We start from the raw sequence: 18,856 nt of genomic DNA on the forward strand, positions 1-18,856 counted from the left end.
ATCAATGAGTGACCAACCCGCAGCCAATGTGATCGAAGTCGAGCGCGTGCTCGCCGAAACCGATCGCCCGACTTTTCAGGCGATGCTGCTTGCGCTGTGCGGGCTGTGTCTGCTGATCGACGGTTTCGACGCGCAGGCGATGGGCTATGTCGCGCCCAGCGTGATCGCCGAATGGCACGTCGCGAAAACCGCGCTTGGCCCGGTCTTCAGCGCGAGCCTGTTCGGCATGCTGCTGGGCGCGCTCGGGCTGTCGGTGCTGGCCGACCGCATCGGTCGCCGGCCGGTGCTGGTCGGCGCGACGTTCTTCTTCTCGCTGTCGATGCTCGCCACGCCGTTCGTAGCGACGATTCCCGCGCTGATCACGCTGCGTTTCATCACGGGTCTCGGGCTCGGCTGCATCATGCCGAACGCGATGGCGCTGGTCGGCGAATTCTCGACGCCCGCGCATCGCGTCAAGCGCATGATGATGGTGTCGTGCGGCTTCATGCTCGGCGCGCCGGTCGCCGAGTTGTTCCGGGCGGGCCGCGGTCCGGTCACGCTGATTGTGTGGGCGATCAGCTTCATGAACCTGATCGTGCTGTACTTCCTGTCGAACTGGCTGCCCACCGTAATGCGCGACGCCGGCTACACGCCGGGCACGGCCGTGATCGTCGGCACGGTGCTGCAGACGGGCGGTGTGACCGGCACGCTGCTGCTCGGCTGGTTCATCGAGCGCGTGGGTTTCGTGCGCGTGCTGTTCGCCTGCTTCTCGCTCGCCGCGTTCGCGGTCGGCACGATCGGCGCGGTCGCGCATGTGCTGCCGTGGCTGCTCGTCGTCGTGTTCGCGGGCGGCTTCTGTGTGGTCGGCGGACAGCCGGCCGTCAATGCGCTTGCCGGGCATTTTTATCCGACCGCGCTGCGCTCGACCGGCATCGGCTGGAGTCTCGGCATTGGCCGGATCGGTTCGGTGATCGGGCCGCTCGTCGGCGGACAGCTGATCGCGTTGAACTGGTCGAATGCCGCGCTGTTTCATGCGGCGGCGCTGCCGGTGCTGTGCTCGGCGCTGCTGGTGGTCGTGCTCGCCGGTGCGACGCGGCCACCCAGCCGCGCGTCCGAAGCGGAGCCGGCCTGAGCCTGACAGCAAAGATCACGTATCAACCGGGAAAGAATCGGGCAACTCGCGGAGAACCTTGTATGGATACCCCAACACGTACGCCGGCCGACGAACGCCTGCGGCCTGAAATCGAGCCCGGCTATCAGTCGGGTTTCGCGAATGAATTCGCGACCGAGGCATTGCCGGGCGCGCTGCCGACCGGCCGCAATTCGCCGCAACGCGCGGCCTATGGTTTGTATGCCGAACAGATTTCGGGCACGGCGTTTACAGCGCCACGCGGTCACAACCGTCGCTCGTGGCTGTACCGGATTCGTCCGGCGGCCATGCACAAGCCGTTCACTTCGATGTCGTCGGAGCGGCTCGTCGCGAACTTCGCCGAGGTGCCGCCGACGCCGCCGAACCAGCTGCGCTGGGACCCCCTGCCGATGCCGAGCGAACCGACCGATTTCATCGACGGCTGGGTCACGATGGCGGGCAACGGCTCGGCCGAAGCGATGAGCGGTTGCGCGATCCATCTGTACGCGGCGAACCGCTCGATGCACGATCGCTTCTTCTACAGCGCCGACGGCGAACTGCTGATCGTGCCGCAACAGGGGCGCCTGCATATCGCGACCGAAATGGGCCGAGTCGATGTCGAGCCGTTCGAGATCGCGGTGATTCCGCGCGGCGTGCGCTTCGCGGTCAGCCTGCCGGACGGCAGCGCGCGCGGGTATATCTGCGAGAACTTCGGCGCGCTGCTGCGTCTGCCGGAACTGGGGCCGATCGGCTCCAACGGTCTCGCGAATCCGCGCGATTTCCTGACGCCGCACGCCGCATACGAAGACCGCGAAGGCGCATTCGAACTCGTCGCGAAGATGAACGGCAATCTGTGGCGCGCGGACATCGGCCATTCGCCGCTCGACGTGATCGCATGGCACGGCAACTATGCGCCGTACAAATACGACCTGCGCCGCTTCAACACGATCGGTTCGATCAGCTTCGACCATCCGGATCCGTCGATCTTCCTCGTGCTGCAATCGCAAAGCGACACGCCGGGCGTCGATACGATCGACTTCGTGATCTTCCCGCCGCGCTGGCTCGCCGCCGAAGATACGTTCCGGCCGCCCTGGTTCCATCGCAACGTCGCGAGCGAGTTCATGGGCCTCGTGCATGGCGTCTACGACGCGAAGGCCGAGGGCTTCGTGCCCGGCGGCGCGAGCCTGCACAACTGCATGACGGGCCATGGCCCGGACGCGGACACGTTCGAGAAGGCGTCGCATCTCGATACCTCGGTGCCGAAGAAGGTCGACGACACGATGGCCTTCATGTTCGAGACCCGCACGCTGATCAAGCCGACGCGCTTCGCGCTCGAAACCGCGCAACTGCAGGCGCATTACTACGAGTGCTGGCAAGGCCTCAAGAAACACTTCAATCCGGAGCAACGATGAACGCGGTGAACGATCTCCAGGCGACGCTCGATGCGTCGCGCAAGAGCTGGATCGAGTCGGCCAACGACCCGGCTGGCGAGTTCCCGATCCAGAACCTGCCGTTCGGCATTTTCAGCGACCGTGGCAACGACGCGCGTCGCGTGGGCGTCGCGATCGGCGATCAGATCGTCGATCTCGCCGGATTGCAGGCCGCGGGTCTGCTGAACGTGCCGGCGCACAACGTGTTCGCGCGCGATGCGCTGAACGATTTCATCGCGCTTGGCCGCGACGTGTGGCGCAGCGTGCGTATCCAGCTGAGCCAACTGCTCGCGCGCGACACCGCGACGCTGCGCGACGATGCCGCGTTGCGCGCGAAGGTGCTCGTGCGCGCGGCCGATGCGCGTCTGCATCTGCCGGTGCAGATTCCGGGCTACACGGATTTCTATTCATCGAAGGAACACGCGACCAATGTCGGCGCGATGTTCCGCGATCCGAAGAATGCGCTGCTGCCGAACTGGTCGGAGATGCCGATCGGCTACAACGGACGGGCATCGTCGGTGGTCGTGAGCGGGACGCCGGTGCGTCGTCCGAATGGTCAGCTGAAGTTGCCCGACGAGGAGCGTCCGGTGTTCGGCGCGAGCCGCAAGCTCGATATCGAACTGGAGACGGGTTTCATCATCGGCGGCGGCAATGCGCTGGGCGAGCCGATCGCGTGCGAGGACGCGGAGGCGCACATTTTCGGAATGGTGCTGCTGAACGACTGGAGCGCGCGCGACATCCAGCAATGGGAATACGTGCCGCTCGGCCCATTCAATGCGAAAACCTTCGCGACGACGATCTCACCGTGGGTCGTCACGCTCGATGCGCTCGAACCCTTCCGCGTCGCGCAGCCGGTGCAGGAGCCAGAGCCGCTCGCCTATCTGCGGCATCGAGGAAAGCATGCGTTCGACATTCACCTCGAAGTGACATTGCGTGCGCAACCCGCGCGGCAAGCGAGCACGATCGCGCGGACCAACTTCAAATACATGTACTGGACGATGGCGCAGCAGCTCGCGCATCACACGGTGGCGGGCTGCAATACGCGGGTGGGCGACCTGATGGGCTCGGGGACGATCAGCGGGCCGACCGAGGATTCCTACGGCAGCCTGCTGGAGCTGACGTGGAACGGCAAGAAGCCGCTGGCGTTGAAGGAGGGCGGCACGCGCACGTTCATCGAGGACGGCGATGAGTTGACGCTCGTCGGCTGGTGTCAGGGCGACGGGTATCGCGTGGGGTTCGGCGCGTGTGCCGGAGAGATTCTGCCGGCGCGAGGGTGAGCGCGCTGCAGTCACGATGAGCGAGGGCCGGCGCGGTATGCCGGCCCTCGTCGTTTGTGCGAGACCTTGGGCGTACCGTGTCGAAATGAATCGGCGCGTCGTCCGCTTCACCCACCCAGCAACCCGAATACGGCCACCCCATTCGTCGTGCCGACATACACCTTGCCGTTTGCGATCAATGGTGTGATGAACTTGTTGCCCGTGCCGAACTGATCGCGCGTGCCCATCTGGTTGCTGTTGTACAGCTCGTTGAGCGTGCTCGGGTCGAACGCATGCAAGGCCGCGACGGTGCCGTTTTCGGCGGCCCACACGATGCCGTTCGTGGTGCCGTTCGCCGAGATGCTCGGCGTCGTCCCGGGATAGGCGAACGTCATCGCGCTTTGCGCGGTCGGTGTGATCGACAGCTTCGCGTTGGTCACGGTGAACGCCTTCAGATGATCGCCGACCGAGCCGAAATACACGCGCCCGTTGAAATAGGCGGGCATGCCGAACTCGCCGCCGGCCAGCTGCGCGGGAATCTCCTGATAGATGTTGTCGGCCGCCGGGTTGAACTTGCCCATCGAGTCGCGATTCAGTACGTAGATGGTGCTGTCCTTGCCCGCGCCGAGCGTCAGATGCTGTAGGGTGCCACTCGCGTCGGTCAGGTCCGGCAGCACCAGTGCGCCGCCGGAGCCGAGGTCGATGTCGTCGTGGGCCTCCTGCACGACGTTCGTCATCGCGAAGTAGTCGGCCACCGACAGGCCTCCCGCCGTGCCGAGCTTCAGGAACGTATTGCCGAAATCCTTGCTGGCGGGGAAGCCGCTCGACGTCATCGTCGTGTCGAACGTGCCGTTGGCATCGAGCAGATAGATCGACGAGCCGTCCGACGCCGGTCCCGCGCCGCTCATCCAGATCGCGCCGCCGATGCCGTTAGGCGTCAGGTTGAGCACGGTGGTCTGCTGCAACGTGTCGGCGCCGTAGCCCATGATCCAGCCCGTATAGCCGCCGTCGTCGCAGTGCGAGGTCCACGTCGTGTAGACCGTGTTGCCGAGCAACAGCAGCCCCGCGCGCTCCGCGTACAACGACGTGGTGAACGGCACGACGCCGTTCGTATTACCCGCGCCGCTGCCCGGGTAAGAGGCGGCGACTTCGGTGGGACCGTTCAGCAGCTCGGCGCCGGTCGCGAGGTCGAGCGCGTGAATGCGATGATGGTAGCCGCCGGCCGCGTCCTTCGACATCGCGACGACGTAGATCGTGCCGTGCGTGCCGCGCGAACGGTCGATCACCGGTGTCGAGGTGATGCCGATGGTGTTCACGATCTGGCTGCAGCCGAGGTCGTCGCTCGGGGTTTCGCCGGTGCCGAGTGTGCGCACCTGCCACAGGGTCGCGCCGGTGTCGGCATCGAATGCGTACACACTGTCGTTCTCGGTCGCGACGTACAGCACGTTGTGCGTGCCGCCCGCGATCGCCTGCGCAGCGACGAATAGCGGCTGCGCGTCGACCTTGCCGTCGACGCTAAAGAAGCCGACCTTGCCGAACGTCGAAGCCGCCACGTTGGCGGGCGTCAGCGTGGTTTCGCCGAGGTTCTGGCCGGTGCGCGCGATGTCGTCGTGATAGGTGAGCACGTCGCGCACGGCTGCCGCCGATGTGCCGCCCATCGGCGTGCCCGAGCCGCCGGTGCTACCGGTGGTGGTGCCGCCGCTCGTGGTGCCACCGCTGGTGGTGCTGCCGCCGCTCGCTGCGGCCGGGGCCGATGCGCCGGACGCGCCGCTACCGCCGGCGCCGACGCTCGCGCCCGTCGGGGCACTGCTGTTTCCGCCTCCGCCGCCTCCACAGTTCGCCGCGACGATCGCGGCTACCGCGATCGCCGTGCCCAACAGGCTGGCACGGAGCAACAGGCGCATCGAGACCATGGCGGACTCCCCGTTGCTTGCGGCGGCGCCACGAATATGGGCCGTTCGTCGAGTGTCCGCGCAACGTGGGTTGAGATTATCACCCTGCGTATAGTTCGTAAAAGCCAGCAATTAGCGTCTAATCGTCAACTCGGCGCCCGCAGCGCGATCCGCCGACGCTCCCACCACGCCGCCGCCAGAAACGCGAGCGCCGCGCACAACACCACGCCGACCACCGCTTCGTGGCCGACCGTTTTCATCAACGCGCCGGCGATCACCTGACGGCCACCGAAGCGCGCCGCGATCCAGCCGGCGAGCGGCACCACGGCGAGACCGCCGCCCGCCTGCGCGGCGGTCGACAGACCGACCACGTCGGTGCCGTAACCGGCTTGAGCGAGCGCGAGAGCGGTGAGGGGAAGGGTGGCGCCGCTGCCGAGTCGCGACGACAGCGACGCTCAGGATCAGCGCGAGGAAATCGCGGGTGAAGATGACTTTCATCGGCGGGGATGCTACTACGCGTGTGGGTCGCGCACATCCTTGCCGCGTCGCGGCGGTATCGTCAGGCCGCGCAGCCGGATCTGCGTGAGAGGCTCGTAAAAGACCTCTGGCGCTCCCATGTCGTGCGCATGTCCGTGCGCGTCGAATTCTGACTCGATGTGCGGAGTTTCGTCGGTTGGGTCTGCGAGTTCGGACGTGCGGACGGTCCACCGCTCGGGATTCGTGTAAAAGTCCAATCCGATCAACCGGCGATGCTGATCGACAAGCATCGACAAGGTGCCCGCCGTGAGGACATAAGAGGGCGCGCCAATGCGGAAGCGCGCATCCAGCAAGTCGCTGAGATTGTTTTGCGGTTCCGGCGGCGAAGCCAAAGGTGGATATTTGACCTCACAGGTCAGCGTGGAGCTTTGTTCATCCCACCGCACGATGGCAGAAACGCCGGAGGCAGGGGGAGTCGTGTAGACGGTGGGATGCTTCATCGAAGAGGTTTATAGGCAAAGTGCAGAACGGCGTAATCGCTCTCTCGAACCATGACTTCGAGCCGGCCAGCTCACCCCGCCACCGCCACCCGCCGCTCGATCGACACCGACCACAACGTCAACAACAGCGCGCCGAGCGCGGTCGCGACGCCGACCCACGGCAGCGTCGTCAGCGGCGCGCCGGCGCCGATCGCCATGCCGCCGAGCCATGCGCCGGTCGCGTTGCCGAGGTTGAACGCCCCCTGATTCAGCGTCGACGCCAGATTCGGCGCGTGGCTCGCCCGATCGACGATCAGCATCTGCAGCGGCGGCACGATCGCGAATGCGAGCACCCCCCACACGAACACGGTCAGCATCGCCGGAGTGCGCGCGTGCATCGTGCCCGCGAACACGCACAGGATCACGACGATCGCCATCAGGAACGCGACCAGCGAGGGCATCAGCCGCCAGTCCGCGAGCTTGCCGCCGAGCGTGCTGCCGACCGTCAGGCCGAGGCCGAACAAGAGCAGCACCAGGGTGACCGCGTGCGGCGTGAAGCCGGTCACGTCTTCGAGAATCGGCGTGATGTAGGTGAAGGTCGAAAACAGGCTCGCCGACGCGAACACGCTGATACCGAGCACCATCAGCACCTGCGGGTTCTTCAGCACGCTGAATTCGCGCACGAGGCTCGCCTTGTGCATCTCGATCTTCGCGGGCAGGCACACCGCGAGCGCGGCCGCCGCCAGCACGCCGATGCCGGTCACGGCCCAGAAAGTAGCGCGCCAGCCGACCGCCTGGCCGAGCGCGGTGCCGAGCGGCACGCCGAGCACGTTGGCGAGCGTGAGGCCGGTGAACATCAGCGCGATTGCCTGCGCGCGGCGATTCGGCGCGACGAGCCCGGCCGCGACCACCGAGCCGATGCCGAAAAACGCGCCGTGGCAGAACGCGGTGACGATGCGCGCGGCCATCAGCACCGCGTAGCCGGGCGCGATCGCGCACAGCAGATTGCCGACGATGAACACGCCGATCAGGCTCATCAGCGCCTTTTTGCGCGGCATGTTGGCAACCGCGATCGCGACGATCGGCGCGCCGATCGTGACGCCGAGCGCATACGCGGACACTAGCATGCCAGCCGCCGGAATCGACACGGACAGATCGCGCGCGACATCGGGCAACAGGCCCATGATGACGAACTCGGTGGTACCGATTCCAAACGCGGCAACGGCAAGGGCAAGCAGAGGCAATGGCATGGCGATGATGGGGTGTGACGCGTGAAGCGGCGCGAACAACGGGCGCCGGGCGGGCGATTCCGAAGGCGGAAACGCTGTCGCCAGCTAGGGAAAAACAGTAGGGGATTCTACCTAAGTCAAATCTGGCTTGCAGGCTGTCCGGAAAGCTGTTGTTTTTTGTGGAACGCGGCGGCGGGAGCCCGAGCCGCCGGGCGGCGTTCAGCGCCGCGCGAGGTTGCGCCCGAGTGCCGCGCAGCCCGCATCCGTCAGCGCTTCGACCACGTTGCTGCGATCGTCGGGCTTGAAGTCGGCGATCCAGATCACGCGGCAATGTGCGGACGTGTCGGCCACGACCTGCAGCGTCGCATGATGATGCTCGAAGCGCCCGCCGCCCACCGAGTAGGCGAGCCGCATGTGGGCATCGTCGACGGCAATCACGCGTTCCTCGACCACGGTGCCGTCGGCGAAGGTAACCCAGCGCAGGTCGCCTTCCATGCGCGCCGCGATCAGCACGCCCGCGAATACGCGGGCGACCCCGGCGGGGTCGCGCAGCGCGGCCCACGCATCGGCCGCGGTGGTTGCCACGGCGATTTCCCGGTAGATCGTCGCCATCGCACTTCCTCCTGTTCGTTTCGGGTAATCCAGGTCTCGTGCGCGCGCGGGTGTCGCGACCGGCGATTGCAAACCTGTCACCGATCGCGCGTCGCCGACTTATCCGCGATCCGCGTCGAACGCGTCGCCATGACGGCCCGCGCCGGACGCAAAACGCGCCGCGCCCGCCACGCCCTCGGCGAAGACCGCCGCGTAGCCGCCCGCGCCTTCGCGCCGCAATGCCTCGGCGAGATCGTCCAGCGTGCTGTTCTCGAGCGCGGAGCGACGATCGGCGAGCAGCGCCGCCTGCGGAAACGCGGCGAGTTCCGCAGCCAGTTGCTCGGCGGCTGCGCGTGCTTCGCCCTTCGGCACCACGCGGTTGGCGAGCCCGAACGAAAGCGCCTCGCGCGCATCGACCGCGCGGCCGGTCAGGATCAGATCGAGCGCACGCGACAGACCGATCAGTCGCGGCAGCCGGATCGTGCCGCCGTCGATCAGCGGAATGCCGACACGCCGGCAGAACACGCCGAGCACCGCATCTTCCTCGACGACGCGCAGGTCGCACATCGCGGCAAGCTCGAGCCCACCCGCCACCGCATAGCCGGCGATCGCGGCGATCACCGGCTTGCTGAAATGCATGCGCGTCGGTCCCATTGGACCGGGGCCGCTGCCGTCCGCATGCAACTCGTTGCGGCGCGCGTCGTCGGCGAGCGCGCCGAGGTCCGCGCCCGCGCAAAACGTGCCGCCCGCGCCGAACAGCACGGCCGCGTGCCACGCCGGCTCGGCCTCGAAGCGGCTGAACGCAGCGCTCAACGCATCGGCCACCTGGCGATCGACCGCGTTGCGCTGCGCGGGCCTCTCCAGCACGATCGTAGCGACGCCGTTGCCGTCATTCGACTCGATTCGCACATGGTTATTGAAATATTGGTTGGCTATCATCGTTATGTACCTTAAGGGTACCTGAAGGTCGCTGCTGGCCTGTTGATCCGGCAGTGTTACAGCACGCTCATGCAGCGCAATTAATCCGGTGAGTTGTCATGTTTCCATCACATCCGGCTCGTAGCGTTAGCGCTCTATTGATGCGCTGGCGTCCTGTCGCCAGCTTGCCGAGCCTACCTTTGTCCTTGCCTTTGCCCAATTCATCGCCGGCCGCCGCGCCAGCCTGCGCCGGAACGGTGTGGGTCGTGCCGTTGCAGGACCACTCGTGGTACGACCATGTGCGCCTGAAGCGCGTATTCGTCACCGACGGCACACGTCACCAGGTCGTGCTCGTCGATCTGCGCAAGCTGCTCGTGTGCGCGGATCGCGACAACACCGATTACGTGCTGAAGCCAGTCGCCGAATGGCACTCGGGCAAGGTCCGCGGCATTCGCGAGTTTCTCGATCCCGACAGCCCGCGCATTCCGCAGATGCCGTACGTGACGATCTCCACGCGTCGCGCGCCGGGATTGCTCGGCTGGGTCGGCATCGAGCGCGAGGGGGTAGTGGCGTTTCGCAACGGCCAGCATCGCGCGCGCTATCTGGCCGAGGCGGGCGCGCGCTGGTGTCCGGTCGAAGTGCACGAGCGCGAGGCGGGATTGCTGCGTGAGCTGTGCGGCGCGGCCGATGATGCCCGCACCGCGATTCGCGCGACCCAGTTGGGCAGCGACAGCGACGTCTAACTTTCGCGGTCCGCGGCAATTCGCGTACGCCTCGGTTATCACGGCTACCCGGCCTGCACGACGTTGTGCGGCGTGCCCGCCTGCCACGCCGCGATGTTCGCGAGCGTGGTCTGCGCGATCTCGGTCATCGCCTCGCGCGTGAAGAACGCCTGGTGCGCGGTGACGATCACGTTCGGAAACATCAACAGACGCGCGAGCACGTCGTCCTGTAGCGGCAGATTCGAATGATCCTCGAAGAAGATGCCGCCTTCTTCCTCGTACACGTCGAGCCCGAGATGGCCGAGCTGGCCGTCCTTCAACGCGCCGATCAGTGCGTTCGCCTCGACGAGCCCGCCGCGCCCGGTGTTGATCAGCATCGCGCCGCGCTTCATCTTCGCCAGCGCGGCGCGGTCGATCAGGTGATAGGTGTCGGGCAACAGCGGGCAATGCAGACTGACGACGTCCGATTCGGCGAGCAAGGTATCGAGCGGCACGTAGCGCGCGCCGAGCGCGAGCAGTTCGTCGGCCGGCGGCCCCGGATCGTAGGCGAGCACCTGCATGCCGAAGCCCGCCATGATGCGCGCGAACACCCGGCCGATGATGCCCGCGCCGATCACGCCGACCGTCTTGCCATGCAGGTCGAAGCCGAGCAGCCCATGCAACGAGAAGTCGCCTTCGCGCGTGCGCGCGACCGCGCGCGGCAGGCGCCGGTTCAGCGCGAGAATCAGCCCGGCCGCATGTTCGGCGACCGCGTACGGCGAGTAGGCCGGCACGCGTGCGACCGGCATGCCGAGCCGCTCGGCCGCCGCGAGGTCGACGTGATTGAAGCCCGCCGAGCGCAGCGCGATCATGCGCGTGCCGCCCGCATGAAGCCGTTCGAGCGTGGCGGCGTCGACGCTGTCGTTGACGAACGGGCAGACCACGTCGTAGCCATGCGCGAGGATCGCGGTCTCGCTGTCGAGAGGAGATTCCTGGAAATGCAGTTCATAGCCATGCGCGGCATTGGCCTCGGTGAATGTATCGACGTCGTATTGACGACTGCTGAACAGGATCGTGCGCATATCGGGCTCCGAAGAAGCTGTTTCTCGATGTTAGGCGACTTCGCGAATGAAAGAGTAGGGTGATGTGGTGAACGCGGGTACCGCTCGCGCATGACGGCTGGCTACCTTGGCCAAAAAACTTGCGCGATCGCGCGGTTCGGTGAATGATCGGACGAACGGCCTCGAGCGGCGTGCCTGCCGCGAGGCCGTTCGTTCCTTTGCGCTTCACATTCATATACCGATCATGCCGACTTCAGCCTCCACTACCATTGCTTCGTCCGTCCCCTGTCCAATTGTCGAATCACTCGACGCCATCCTTCCCGAAGAACCGCTGCTGATGATGGGCGCCGGCCCCGTGCCGATTCCCGCCGCGGTCGCGAAGGCCAATGCGATCGTGATCAACCATCTGGGCGGCACGATGGCGAAGGTGGTGAACCAGGTGAAAACGATGGCGCGCTACGTGTTCCAGACGCAGTCGAAGTGGGTGCTCGGCGTCGCGGGACCGGGATCGGGCGCGATGGAGATGGCGATCTCCAATCTCGCGTGGGAAGGCACGCGCATGCTGTGCATCAAGAACGGCTTCTTCAGCGACCGCATGGGCGAAATGTCCCGGCGCGTCGGCGCGCGCGTGAGCACGCTCGAAGTCGCGGACCGCACGGTCGCGAGTCTCGACCAGATCGCCGACGCGCTGCGCCGCGAGCGCCCCGAGGTCGTCACGGTCGTGCAGGGCGAGACCTCGAACACCGTGTGGAACCATCATCTGAAAGACATCGCCGCGCTCGCGAAGGAAGCGGGCGCGCTCGTGATCGTCGACGCTGTCTGCACGCTGAGCACGATGCCGCTCGAAATGGATACCTGGGGCATCGACGCGGTGATCACCGGCGGCCAGAAGGGCTTGTCATCGATTCCGGGCGTGTCGCTGATTGCGTTTTCAGACGCGGCCTGGGCGCGCGTCAAAGGCCGCACGGCGCCCAATACGCACTGGTGCCTCGATGCGTCGCTGGCGGAAAACTTCTGGCACAACGCCGGGTATCACTACACGGCGCCGGTGTCGGGCGTGCTCGCGCTGCACGAGGCGCTGCGGCTCGTCTGCGCGGAGACGCTGGAGAAGCGCTTCGCGCGCCATCTGAAATGCTCGCTCGCGTTGCAACAAGGCGTCACCGCGATGGGCCTGCAACTATATGCGCCGGAGAATTGCCGCCTGAATTCGGTGGTCGGCATCGAAGTGCCGGACGGCCTCAGTCCCACCGACGTCTGCGCGCATATCTCGCGGCAGCATCAGGTGGAAATCTCCGGCTCGTTCGGTCTGCCGATCGTGCGTATCGGCCAGATGGGCGAACAGTGCCGCGAGCACAACCTGTTTCGCACCGTACATGCGCTGGGCCGCACGATGGTCGATCTCGGCGTCAACGTCGATCTGCCGGCGGGTGTCGCGGCGCTCGAGCGCGGCTTGAGCGAAGGTAAATAAGCATTTTTCCGATGCGCTACGAATAGCATTCGCAGCGCATATCTTTTGTGCGATCCAGCACTTTATAGTCCCATTAGAAAGTTTTTTCCCGCCATTATTGCGTTGCAATAAATTAATGCTTCGCAACCTTTTTACATAACAATGGGGAAATCTCCGAAACCCTTACGGAATAAGGCTCTGCGCCTTTCTAAAGGGTTTTCTTCCTTTCTTACTTTCTATTGTTCTCTGTGCGCCGGCGCACGTATCGAGATCAGGCCGAAACGTAAAGTAGGTCAAGGCAAGAGCAGCGCAATGCTCACGCTGCGGTAAATCGCAAGACCATGATTCGACACACGGCGCGTGCCAGGACGTGCCTGCCGCGCTCATGCATGCATGCCGCCGGAACAAAGCTTTAACGCCAAAGCGCCCCCGCGAGGCGACAAAAAAGGATTTCTATCCGATTCGATAATTCGATCGCGTGGAGTCTCGAAGCCTGTCTTCGAGGGTCCGCGCACGTACGAAGCAAGGATATCAACACTATGTCGAGCGCATACGACTCAGGTCAATCGGCAGGGGTTATCGTTGGAGCAGAGTTGAACGGACTGGGGGTGGCGCGGTCGCTCGCGCAGGCCCGCGTTCCGGTTATCGCAGTCGATACGAGGACCCGCGCGGCGACGTGGTGCCGACACGTTCATGCGCATCAGGTAAAGAGTTTTGTCGGGAAAATATTCGTTGATGAAATGATCGAACTCGGCAAGCGGTTCGATCGTCTGCCAGTTCTGATTCTGACCGACGAAGACGCGGTGCATGCGGTGTCGGAAAATCGGGCGGCTTTGTCGCACTGGTATCGGTTCCGCCTGCCGGCCGACGACACCGTCAAGATGTTGTCGAGCAAGGCGCGCTTTCACGAATTCGCGCAGCGGCATGGCTTTCCGGTGCCGCGCTCGGTCGTGCTCGACAAGCTTGCCGACATCGAACGGCTGGCCGAATTGCGCTACCCGTGCGTGCTGAAACCGGACGACAAGCGCAACGTGCTGCGCGGCGAGAAAGAACGCGCGGTGCGCGTCGACATGCTGCAGCATGCACGCGATCGCGCTATCGCGATGCTCGCTACGCCGGGTGGCATCATCGCGCAGGAGTGGATCGAGGGGCCTGACAGCAACATCCACTTCACGCTGTTCTATCGCGGCGCCGACGGCAACATGGTCAGCATGTTCACCGGCCGCAAGGTGTTGAGCTCGCCGCCGGGTGTCGGCAATACCGCGATCTGCGTGGCCGCGCCCGAAGCGCGCGGGACGCTCGAACCGCTGACGCGGCGCTTTGCCGAGCTGGCCGGTTTCGACGGCATGGGCAGCATCGAGTACAAGTGGGACGACAACTACAACGAGTTCGTGATGGTCGAGCCCACGGTCGGCCGCACGGACTGGCAGGAGGAGATCGCGACGCTGTGCGGCGTCAACATTCCGCTTGCCGCGTACCGCCATGAACTCGGCCTGCCATTGCCCGTCGAGCGCCTGAGCCGGCAACCGGTCGTGTGGCGCGCGACGTTTTCCGACCGGCCGCCGCCCGAATTGCTGAGCGAGCGCACGAAAATTTTCGATGGCTATTTCCGCTGGAACGATCCGTTCCCGGCGTTGCAGCACTATGTCGTGATGAATCCGCTGCGACGCATGAAGCGCAGCTGGAAAAAAGCGATCAGGGCGCCCGAGTCGCGTCAGGCCAAAGCCTGACGCTGGCAACGAATGCCGTTCCCCTGGAGACCAGCATGTCTTTGACCGATACCATCATCATTGGCGCGGGGCCCTACGGGTCATCTCTTGCCGCGCATCTGAAGGCCGCCGGCGTGGATCACCAGATCCTCGGGGAACCGATGGGAGCGTGGCGCAACTACATGCCGCCCGGCATGCTGCTGCGCTCCGAGGCTTTCGCGTCGAGCCTGCACGCGCCGCGCAGCGGCTTTACCGTCGAAGACTACTGCCGCCTGACAGGGCTGCCTTACCAACCGCTCGGCATGGCGCTGCCGCTCGAAACCTTCGTCGAGTACGGGCTGTGGTTCCAGTCGAATCTGGTCGGCGAAATCCAGCCGGTCGACGTGCTCGCATTGCGCCGCGTCGGCGATCAGTTCCAGCTGTCGCTCAGCGACGGCCGCTCGCTCGCCGCGCGCAGAGTCGTGATCGCGCTCGGCCTGAAGGGCTTCGCGCAAACCCCGCCGGCGCTGCGGGACTTGCCGGCGCAATATGCGTCGCATTCGGAGCTGTATGGGAACCTCGAGTGGGCGCGCGGCAAGGACATTGCGATCGTCGGCGGCGGGCAGTCGGCGCTCGGGCTGTCCGCGCTGCTCAATGAGCTCGGCGCGCGCGCCCATGTGCTGATGCGCGAGAGCAGCGTGGTGTGGCACGAGCGGCCGCAGGGCGGTCGCAACATCCTGTCGCGCATCAAGGGGCCCGACGCGGGACTGGGGCGCGGCTGGCGCTCGCTGTTCCTGTCCGAGTTACCCGGCGTGTTCCACATGCTCGACCCGCGACGCCGCAAGCAGATCATGGAGCACACGTACGGCGCGTCCGGCGCGTGGTGGCTGCACGATCGCGTGGTCGGCAAGGTGCAGATCTCGCATCGCACCGTGGTGCGCTCCGCGGCGATCGAAAACGACCGCGTCGTACTGAACGTGCTGAGCGATGGCGAGCAAGCGCGGGTGAGCGCCGATCACGTGATCGCCGCGACCGGTTTCAAAACCGACATGCGGCAGCACGCGTTCCTGTCCAAAGATCTGGCCGACGCGATTTCGAATCAGGGCGGCATGCCCGACCTGACGTCGCACTATGAAACGCGCGTGCGCGGCCTCTATGTGATCGGACCCGCGTGCGCGCACAGCTTCGGGCCCGTGATGCGCTTCGTCTATGGAACCAAGCACGCGTCGCCGACCGTGGCGCGGCACATTATCGGTTCGTTGAAAGCGGGTGCGCGGCAACGCACGTGGCCCGTCGCCCATGCACCCATGCCGGAGCGCTCAGGTGAATAAGACCCAAGCAACGGGCGCGTCTGCGCGCTCGCACCTGTCCGGCAGCTACCGCGGGCGCCGCATGAAGCGCTACAAGATGCTCGTGAAGGAGATGCTCGCGGGCTTCGTCTTGATTTCGGGTCTCGCGTGGTTCACGCGCAAGGTGCTGTGGCGCGATCGCGTGGCCGTGCTGCTTTATCACGATCCCGATCCGGACACGCTCGACCGTCACCTGACTTATCTCGGCAAGCTGTGCGAGTTTGTGCCGTTGACCGACGTCAGCGCGCCCGGCCGCGGCCGGCCACGCGTGGCGATCACGCTCGACGACGGCCACGCGGGCAACGCGAAGCTGTTGCCGGTGTTCATCAAGCACAACGTGCGCCCGACGATCTTCCTGTGCAGCCGCATCGTCGGACGGCCGCGCAGTCACTGGTGGCTGCATCCGGGCTCGCTGCGCGTCGGCCATGAACGTCTGAAGCGGATGGCGAACGACGAGCGCCTCGCCGCGCTGGCGGCCCAAGGCTACCAGCAGGACGGCGACGACCGGCCGACCGGCCTGTCGATCGAAGCGATGCAGGCGATGCGCGAGCACATCGACTTCCAGGCGCATACGCGCTTCCATCCGATCCTCACGCATTGCAGCGACGCTGAAAGCGAGGCCGAAATCCGCGACAGCCGCCATGAGATCGCGGCGCTGCTGCAACAACCGTGCGAGCACTTCGCGTATCCGAACGGCAATTACGGCGAACGCGAAGTGGAGTTCGTGCGGGCCGCGGGCTTCAAAACCGCGCGCACCTGCGACATCGGCTGGAACGATCAGCACACCGATCCGTACCGGCTGCGCACGATCATCATCGACGATGCGGCATCGACGCTGCGCTTCGCGGCGCAATTGAGCGGCATTGCGCTGTTTCTGCGCTATCTGCGCGAGGGTGGAGGCTGGCGCGGCAAGTTTCCGCAGTTTTGAACAGAGGGAGCGCCTGGACGAAGCGATTCGTCCGGGCAACGCCGTCCGGGTTTTTCGCGAGACGGCACGAGGGGCATACGACAGGAGGGGACATGCAGCGCTGCAGGGTACTGGTGATCAACGATTACGCGCACATGGGCGGCGCGGAAGTGGTCTATCAACAATCGGCCGAGCTGTTGGGCACGCTGCCCGGCGTCGAGGTCGAGCGTTTCGACGATAGCCAGTTTTCCGCGCGCTCGACGATGCTGTCGCGCTCCTGGAACACGACCGCCGCGCGCGCGCTCGAAAAGGCGCTGCATCGTTTCCGGCCGCATCGGCTGATGGTGCACAACTACCACAACGTGCTGTCGCCTTCGATTCTCAGCGTGATCGCGCGGCACGAGCGTCAGTTCGGTTATCGCGCCTATCACACCTGCCACGACTATCACCTCGTCTACTACAACCCGTCGCTGCAGTACTTCGACAAGGATAAGCGTCCGATCATTCTGCCGCTCGACGTGCTGCGCACACGCGCGGTCTTCACGTTGCGGCCGACGCCGAAGGGCCTCGTGCACGATCTGATGACGAAGGCGTGGTGGCACGCGGTGCGCGCGGCCTATCAGCCCGCGCGCGTGTTCGACAGGATCTTGTGTCCGAGCCTGTTCATGCAGCAGGCGCTGCATCGCGTCGGCATCGAGAATACGGTCATCGTGCACAATCCGTCGGCGGTGCCGAGCGCGATGCCAATCGTCACGGTGCGTGACAAGGAGCGCTTCAACATCGCGTTCGTCGGACGGATCTCGCCGGAGAAAGGCCTGCTGCAATTTCTGACGCTCTGCGAGGCGACGGGCTTCGAGCGCATCAATTGCATCGGCGTGTACGGCGACGGCCCGGACCGCGCGGCGATCGAGCAGCGCTACGCGTCGCTGATCGCACAGCGCAAGCTGATCCTGTTCGGCACGATGCCGCAGCAGCAGTTGTTTCCCGCCGTGCGCGAGTTCGCCGATGCGGTGGTCGTGCCGTCGGTGGGCGCGGAGAACGCGCCCCTTGTCGTGATCGAGGCGGCGATGCTCGGTCTGCCGGTGCTGGTTCGCGATGGCGGCAGCATGGCGGTGACCGCGGAATCGGTCGGCAACAAGATCAAGTTCAAGTTCGATCCGGGCAGTCTGAAACAGGCGCTCGGCGAACTCGCCATTCATCTGGCCGATGAGCACAGAAAGTACGACGTCGAAGAATATCTGCCCGAGCATTACGCGCGGCGTCTGGCTGAAATCATGCACATCGGCGAAAGTTCGACGCACGTCGCGCCGTCGCGCCGTCGCGCGCGCTATGCGGATAATCCGCGTCCGGCGCCCTGAAAATAGTCGGCGCTGATTGTGGCAAACGGCGTGTATATCCGTGCCGTTATCGTCGCTTTAAACACGTGTTTTTTATCGCGTGATTTGTCTGAAGCAATCCTGTAGCAATCGGCTTTTGTGTGCGCTGCCGAACGTTGTAAGGACGGGCTCTCTGAATATTATGATCGCCAAGGAAAGGCATTTTATCGAGCGCTGAAGCGCGTGGCTCGACAGAGTAAACGAAGCCGCGGTGACGGCGCGGAGTTGGCGATGACCGGCTCAATGGGTCGGCGAAAAAGCCAGACTCATCAGAACAAAAGCATGTGCATGTCGTGAGCGTTTGCGTGGAAAAACGGCGGACGAGACGCGGCTAATCGGGGAATCTTCGCGACCGGGCCCGGCAGTCAGTTCAAACCAAACAGGAATGTGGCCGCAAGCGGCCACATCGGCGATACGGGGGGTCCAGACGGTGATGCGCTACAGCTCAGCGCACGCTGTACGGATCGGCGGTCTCGGGAGACGCGTAGGTCTGGTCTGAATTCCACAAATCGCTGCCGTAGGGGTCCGCTGAGTTCTTGCCGCGGACAGGCTGTGCAACGCTTGTACGTTTCTGCTTCGGAAGGCTGTTTTTGGTTTGGGTGTACACGTTGGGCGCGACATAGCGGTTCCTTTTAGCGTACGCGAAATCCGACGAGGAGCCGTAGAGCGTGGTGGAACTGGCCGCATGAGGCGTCATCGCGTCGAGTTGCGAGTGTTTGGCGACATAACTCGGCGCATAAGCCGAAGAGGCGGCGGACACGATGCTCTGGGCATAACCCACCTGGGCGCTCAGCAATACGGGCATGACGGCGGCAAGAAGTTTTTTCATTTCGGGATCCGTAAGAAAGCATGTGGTGCGATGTTAGGGAAAAGAGCCGACCTCGCATAGGCGCTGTTACACACAAAGGTAGCCGATGTGGCGTAAATCAGCTACCCCCGTCCGATCG

16 protein-coding genes and 1 pseudogene are annotated in these 18,856 nt (G+C 64.9%); 9 read left to right on the forward strand and 8 right to left on the reverse strand.

Annotated elements, in window-relative coordinates:
• Positions 1–4: 4 nt before the first annotated feature.
• The 3 genes from OKW29_RS38385 to fahA all read left to right on the forward strand — a co-directional run bounded on the left by OKW29_RS38385 (position 5) and on the right by fahA (position 3,815).
• Entirely contained in the window at positions 5–1,111 is a 1,107-nt protein-coding gene (locus OKW29_RS38385) for an MFS transporter (protein WP_429294548.1), read from the forward strand.
• Between the two features lie 62 nt (positions 1,112–1,173).
• The gene (gene hmgA / locus OKW29_RS38390) at positions 1,174–2,520 is read left to right on the forward strand and encodes a homogentisate 1,2-dioxygenase (RefSeq protein WP_429294549.1); all 1,347 of its coding nucleotides are present in this window, start codon (positions 1,174–1,176) and stop codon (positions 2,518–2,520) included.
• On the forward strand, positions 2,517–3,815 hold the full coding sequence (gene fahA / locus OKW29_RS38395; RefSeq protein WP_429294550.1) for a fumarylacetoacetase: 1,299 nt from the start codon (positions 2,517–2,519) through the stop codon (positions 3,813–3,815). The genes hmgA and fahA overlap by 4 nt, the downstream gene beginning before the upstream one ends.
• 107 nt (positions 3,816–3,922) lie before the next feature.
• Here the strand turns inward: fahA and OKW29_RS38400 are convergent, their stop codons facing one another.
• The 6 genes and pseudogenes from OKW29_RS38400 to OKW29_RS38425 all read right to left on the reverse strand — a co-directional run bounded on the left by OKW29_RS38400 (position 3,923) and on the right by OKW29_RS38425 (position 9,401).
• Entirely contained in the window at positions 3,923–5,707 is a 1,785-nt protein-coding gene (locus OKW29_RS38400; protein ID WP_429294551.1) for a PQQ-binding-like beta-propeller repeat protein, read from the reverse strand.
• A 176-nt stretch (positions 5,708–5,883) separates the two neighbouring features.
• Positions 5,884–6,184: pseudogene (locus OKW29_RS38405) on the reverse strand (MFS transporter); the annotation flags it as partial.
• 14 nt (positions 6,185–6,198) lie between these two features.
• Positions 6,199–6,663 carry a hypothetical protein gene (locus tag OKW29_RS38410; protein WP_429294552.1) on the reverse strand — a complete coding sequence of 155 codons (465 nt, stop codon included), beginning with the start codon at positions 6,661–6,663 and terminating at the stop codon, positions 6,199–6,201.
• Positions 6,664–6,734: 71 nt separating this feature from the next.
• Entirely contained in the window at positions 6,735–7,892 is a 1,158-nt protein-coding gene (locus OKW29_RS38415; RefSeq protein ID WP_090805596.1) for an MFS transporter, read from the reverse strand.
• A gap of 198 nt (positions 7,893–8,090) precedes the next feature.
• A complete protein-coding gene (locus tag OKW29_RS38420) occupies positions 8,091–8,483 on the reverse strand; it encodes an SRPBCC family protein (protein WP_090803201.1) in 393 nt (130 codons plus the stop codon).
• A 99-nt stretch (positions 8,484–8,582) separates the two neighbouring features.
• Complete coding sequence (locus OKW29_RS38425) at positions 8,583–9,401, reverse strand: crotonase/enoyl-CoA hydratase family protein (RefSeq protein ID WP_429294553.1); 819 nt, start codon at positions 9,399–9,401, stop codon at positions 8,583–8,585.
• A gap of 140 nt (positions 9,402–9,541) precedes the next feature.
• Here OKW29_RS38425 and OKW29_RS38430 point away from each other — a divergent pair, with 140 nt between their 5' ends.
• Positions 9,542–10,123, forward strand: a complete 582-nt coding sequence (locus OKW29_RS38430; protein WP_429294554.1) for a plasmid fertility inhibition factor family protein — start codon at positions 9,542–9,544, stop codon at positions 10,121–10,123.
• Positions 10,124–10,167: 44 nt separating this feature from the next.
• Here the strand turns inward: OKW29_RS38430 and OKW29_RS38435 are convergent, their stop codons facing one another.
• Positions 10,168–11,163, reverse strand: a complete 996-nt coding sequence (locus OKW29_RS38435) for a 2-hydroxyacid dehydrogenase (RefSeq protein WP_429294555.1) — start codon at positions 11,161–11,163, stop codon at positions 10,168–10,170.
• A gap of 223 nt (positions 11,164–11,386) precedes the next feature.
• Here OKW29_RS38435 and OKW29_RS38440 point away from each other — a divergent pair, with 223 nt between their 5' ends.
• From OKW29_RS38440 to OKW29_RS38460, 5 genes are all read left to right on the forward strand, one after another.
• Entirely contained in the window at positions 11,387–12,610 is a 1,224-nt protein-coding gene (locus tag OKW29_RS38440; RefSeq protein ID WP_429294556.1) for a pyridoxal-phosphate-dependent aminotransferase family protein, read from the forward strand.
• A 719-nt stretch (positions 12,611–13,329) separates the two neighbouring features.
• On the forward strand, positions 13,330–14,319 hold the full coding sequence (locus tag OKW29_RS38445; RefSeq protein ID WP_429294557.1) for a carboxylate--amine ligase: 990 nt from the start codon (positions 13,330–13,332) through the stop codon (positions 14,317–14,319).
• A 35-nt stretch (positions 14,320–14,354) separates the two neighbouring features.
• Positions 14,355–15,608: an NAD(P)-binding domain-containing protein gene (locus OKW29_RS38450; RefSeq protein ID WP_429294558.1), complete on the forward strand. Its 1,254-nt coding sequence runs from the start codon at positions 14,355–14,357 to the stop codon at positions 15,606–15,608.
• A 61-nt stretch (positions 15,609–15,669) separates the two neighbouring features.
• Entirely contained in the window at positions 15,670–16,554 is an 885-nt protein-coding gene (locus tag OKW29_RS38455; protein ID WP_429295007.1) for a polysaccharide deacetylase family protein, read from the forward strand.
• Between the two features lie 92 nt (positions 16,555–16,646).
• On the forward strand, positions 16,647–17,891 hold the full coding sequence (locus OKW29_RS38460; protein ID WP_187627354.1) for a glycosyltransferase: 1,245 nt from the start codon (positions 16,647–16,649) through the stop codon (positions 17,889–17,891).
• Between the two features lie 463 nt (positions 17,892–18,354).
• Here the strand turns inward: OKW29_RS38460 and OKW29_RS38465 are convergent, their stop codons facing one another.
• On the reverse strand, positions 18,355–18,738 hold the full coding sequence (locus tag OKW29_RS38465; RefSeq protein WP_429294559.1) for a hypothetical protein: 384 nt from the start codon (positions 18,736–18,738) through the stop codon (positions 18,355–18,357).
• Positions 18,739–18,856 lie beyond the last annotated feature (118 nt).

This window comes from Paraburkholderia sp. CI3 (assembly GCF_050436505.1).
In the GTDB taxonomy this organism is placed as follows: Bacteria; Pseudomonadota; Gammaproteobacteria; order Burkholderiales; family Burkholderiaceae; genus Paraburkholderia; species Paraburkholderia tuberum.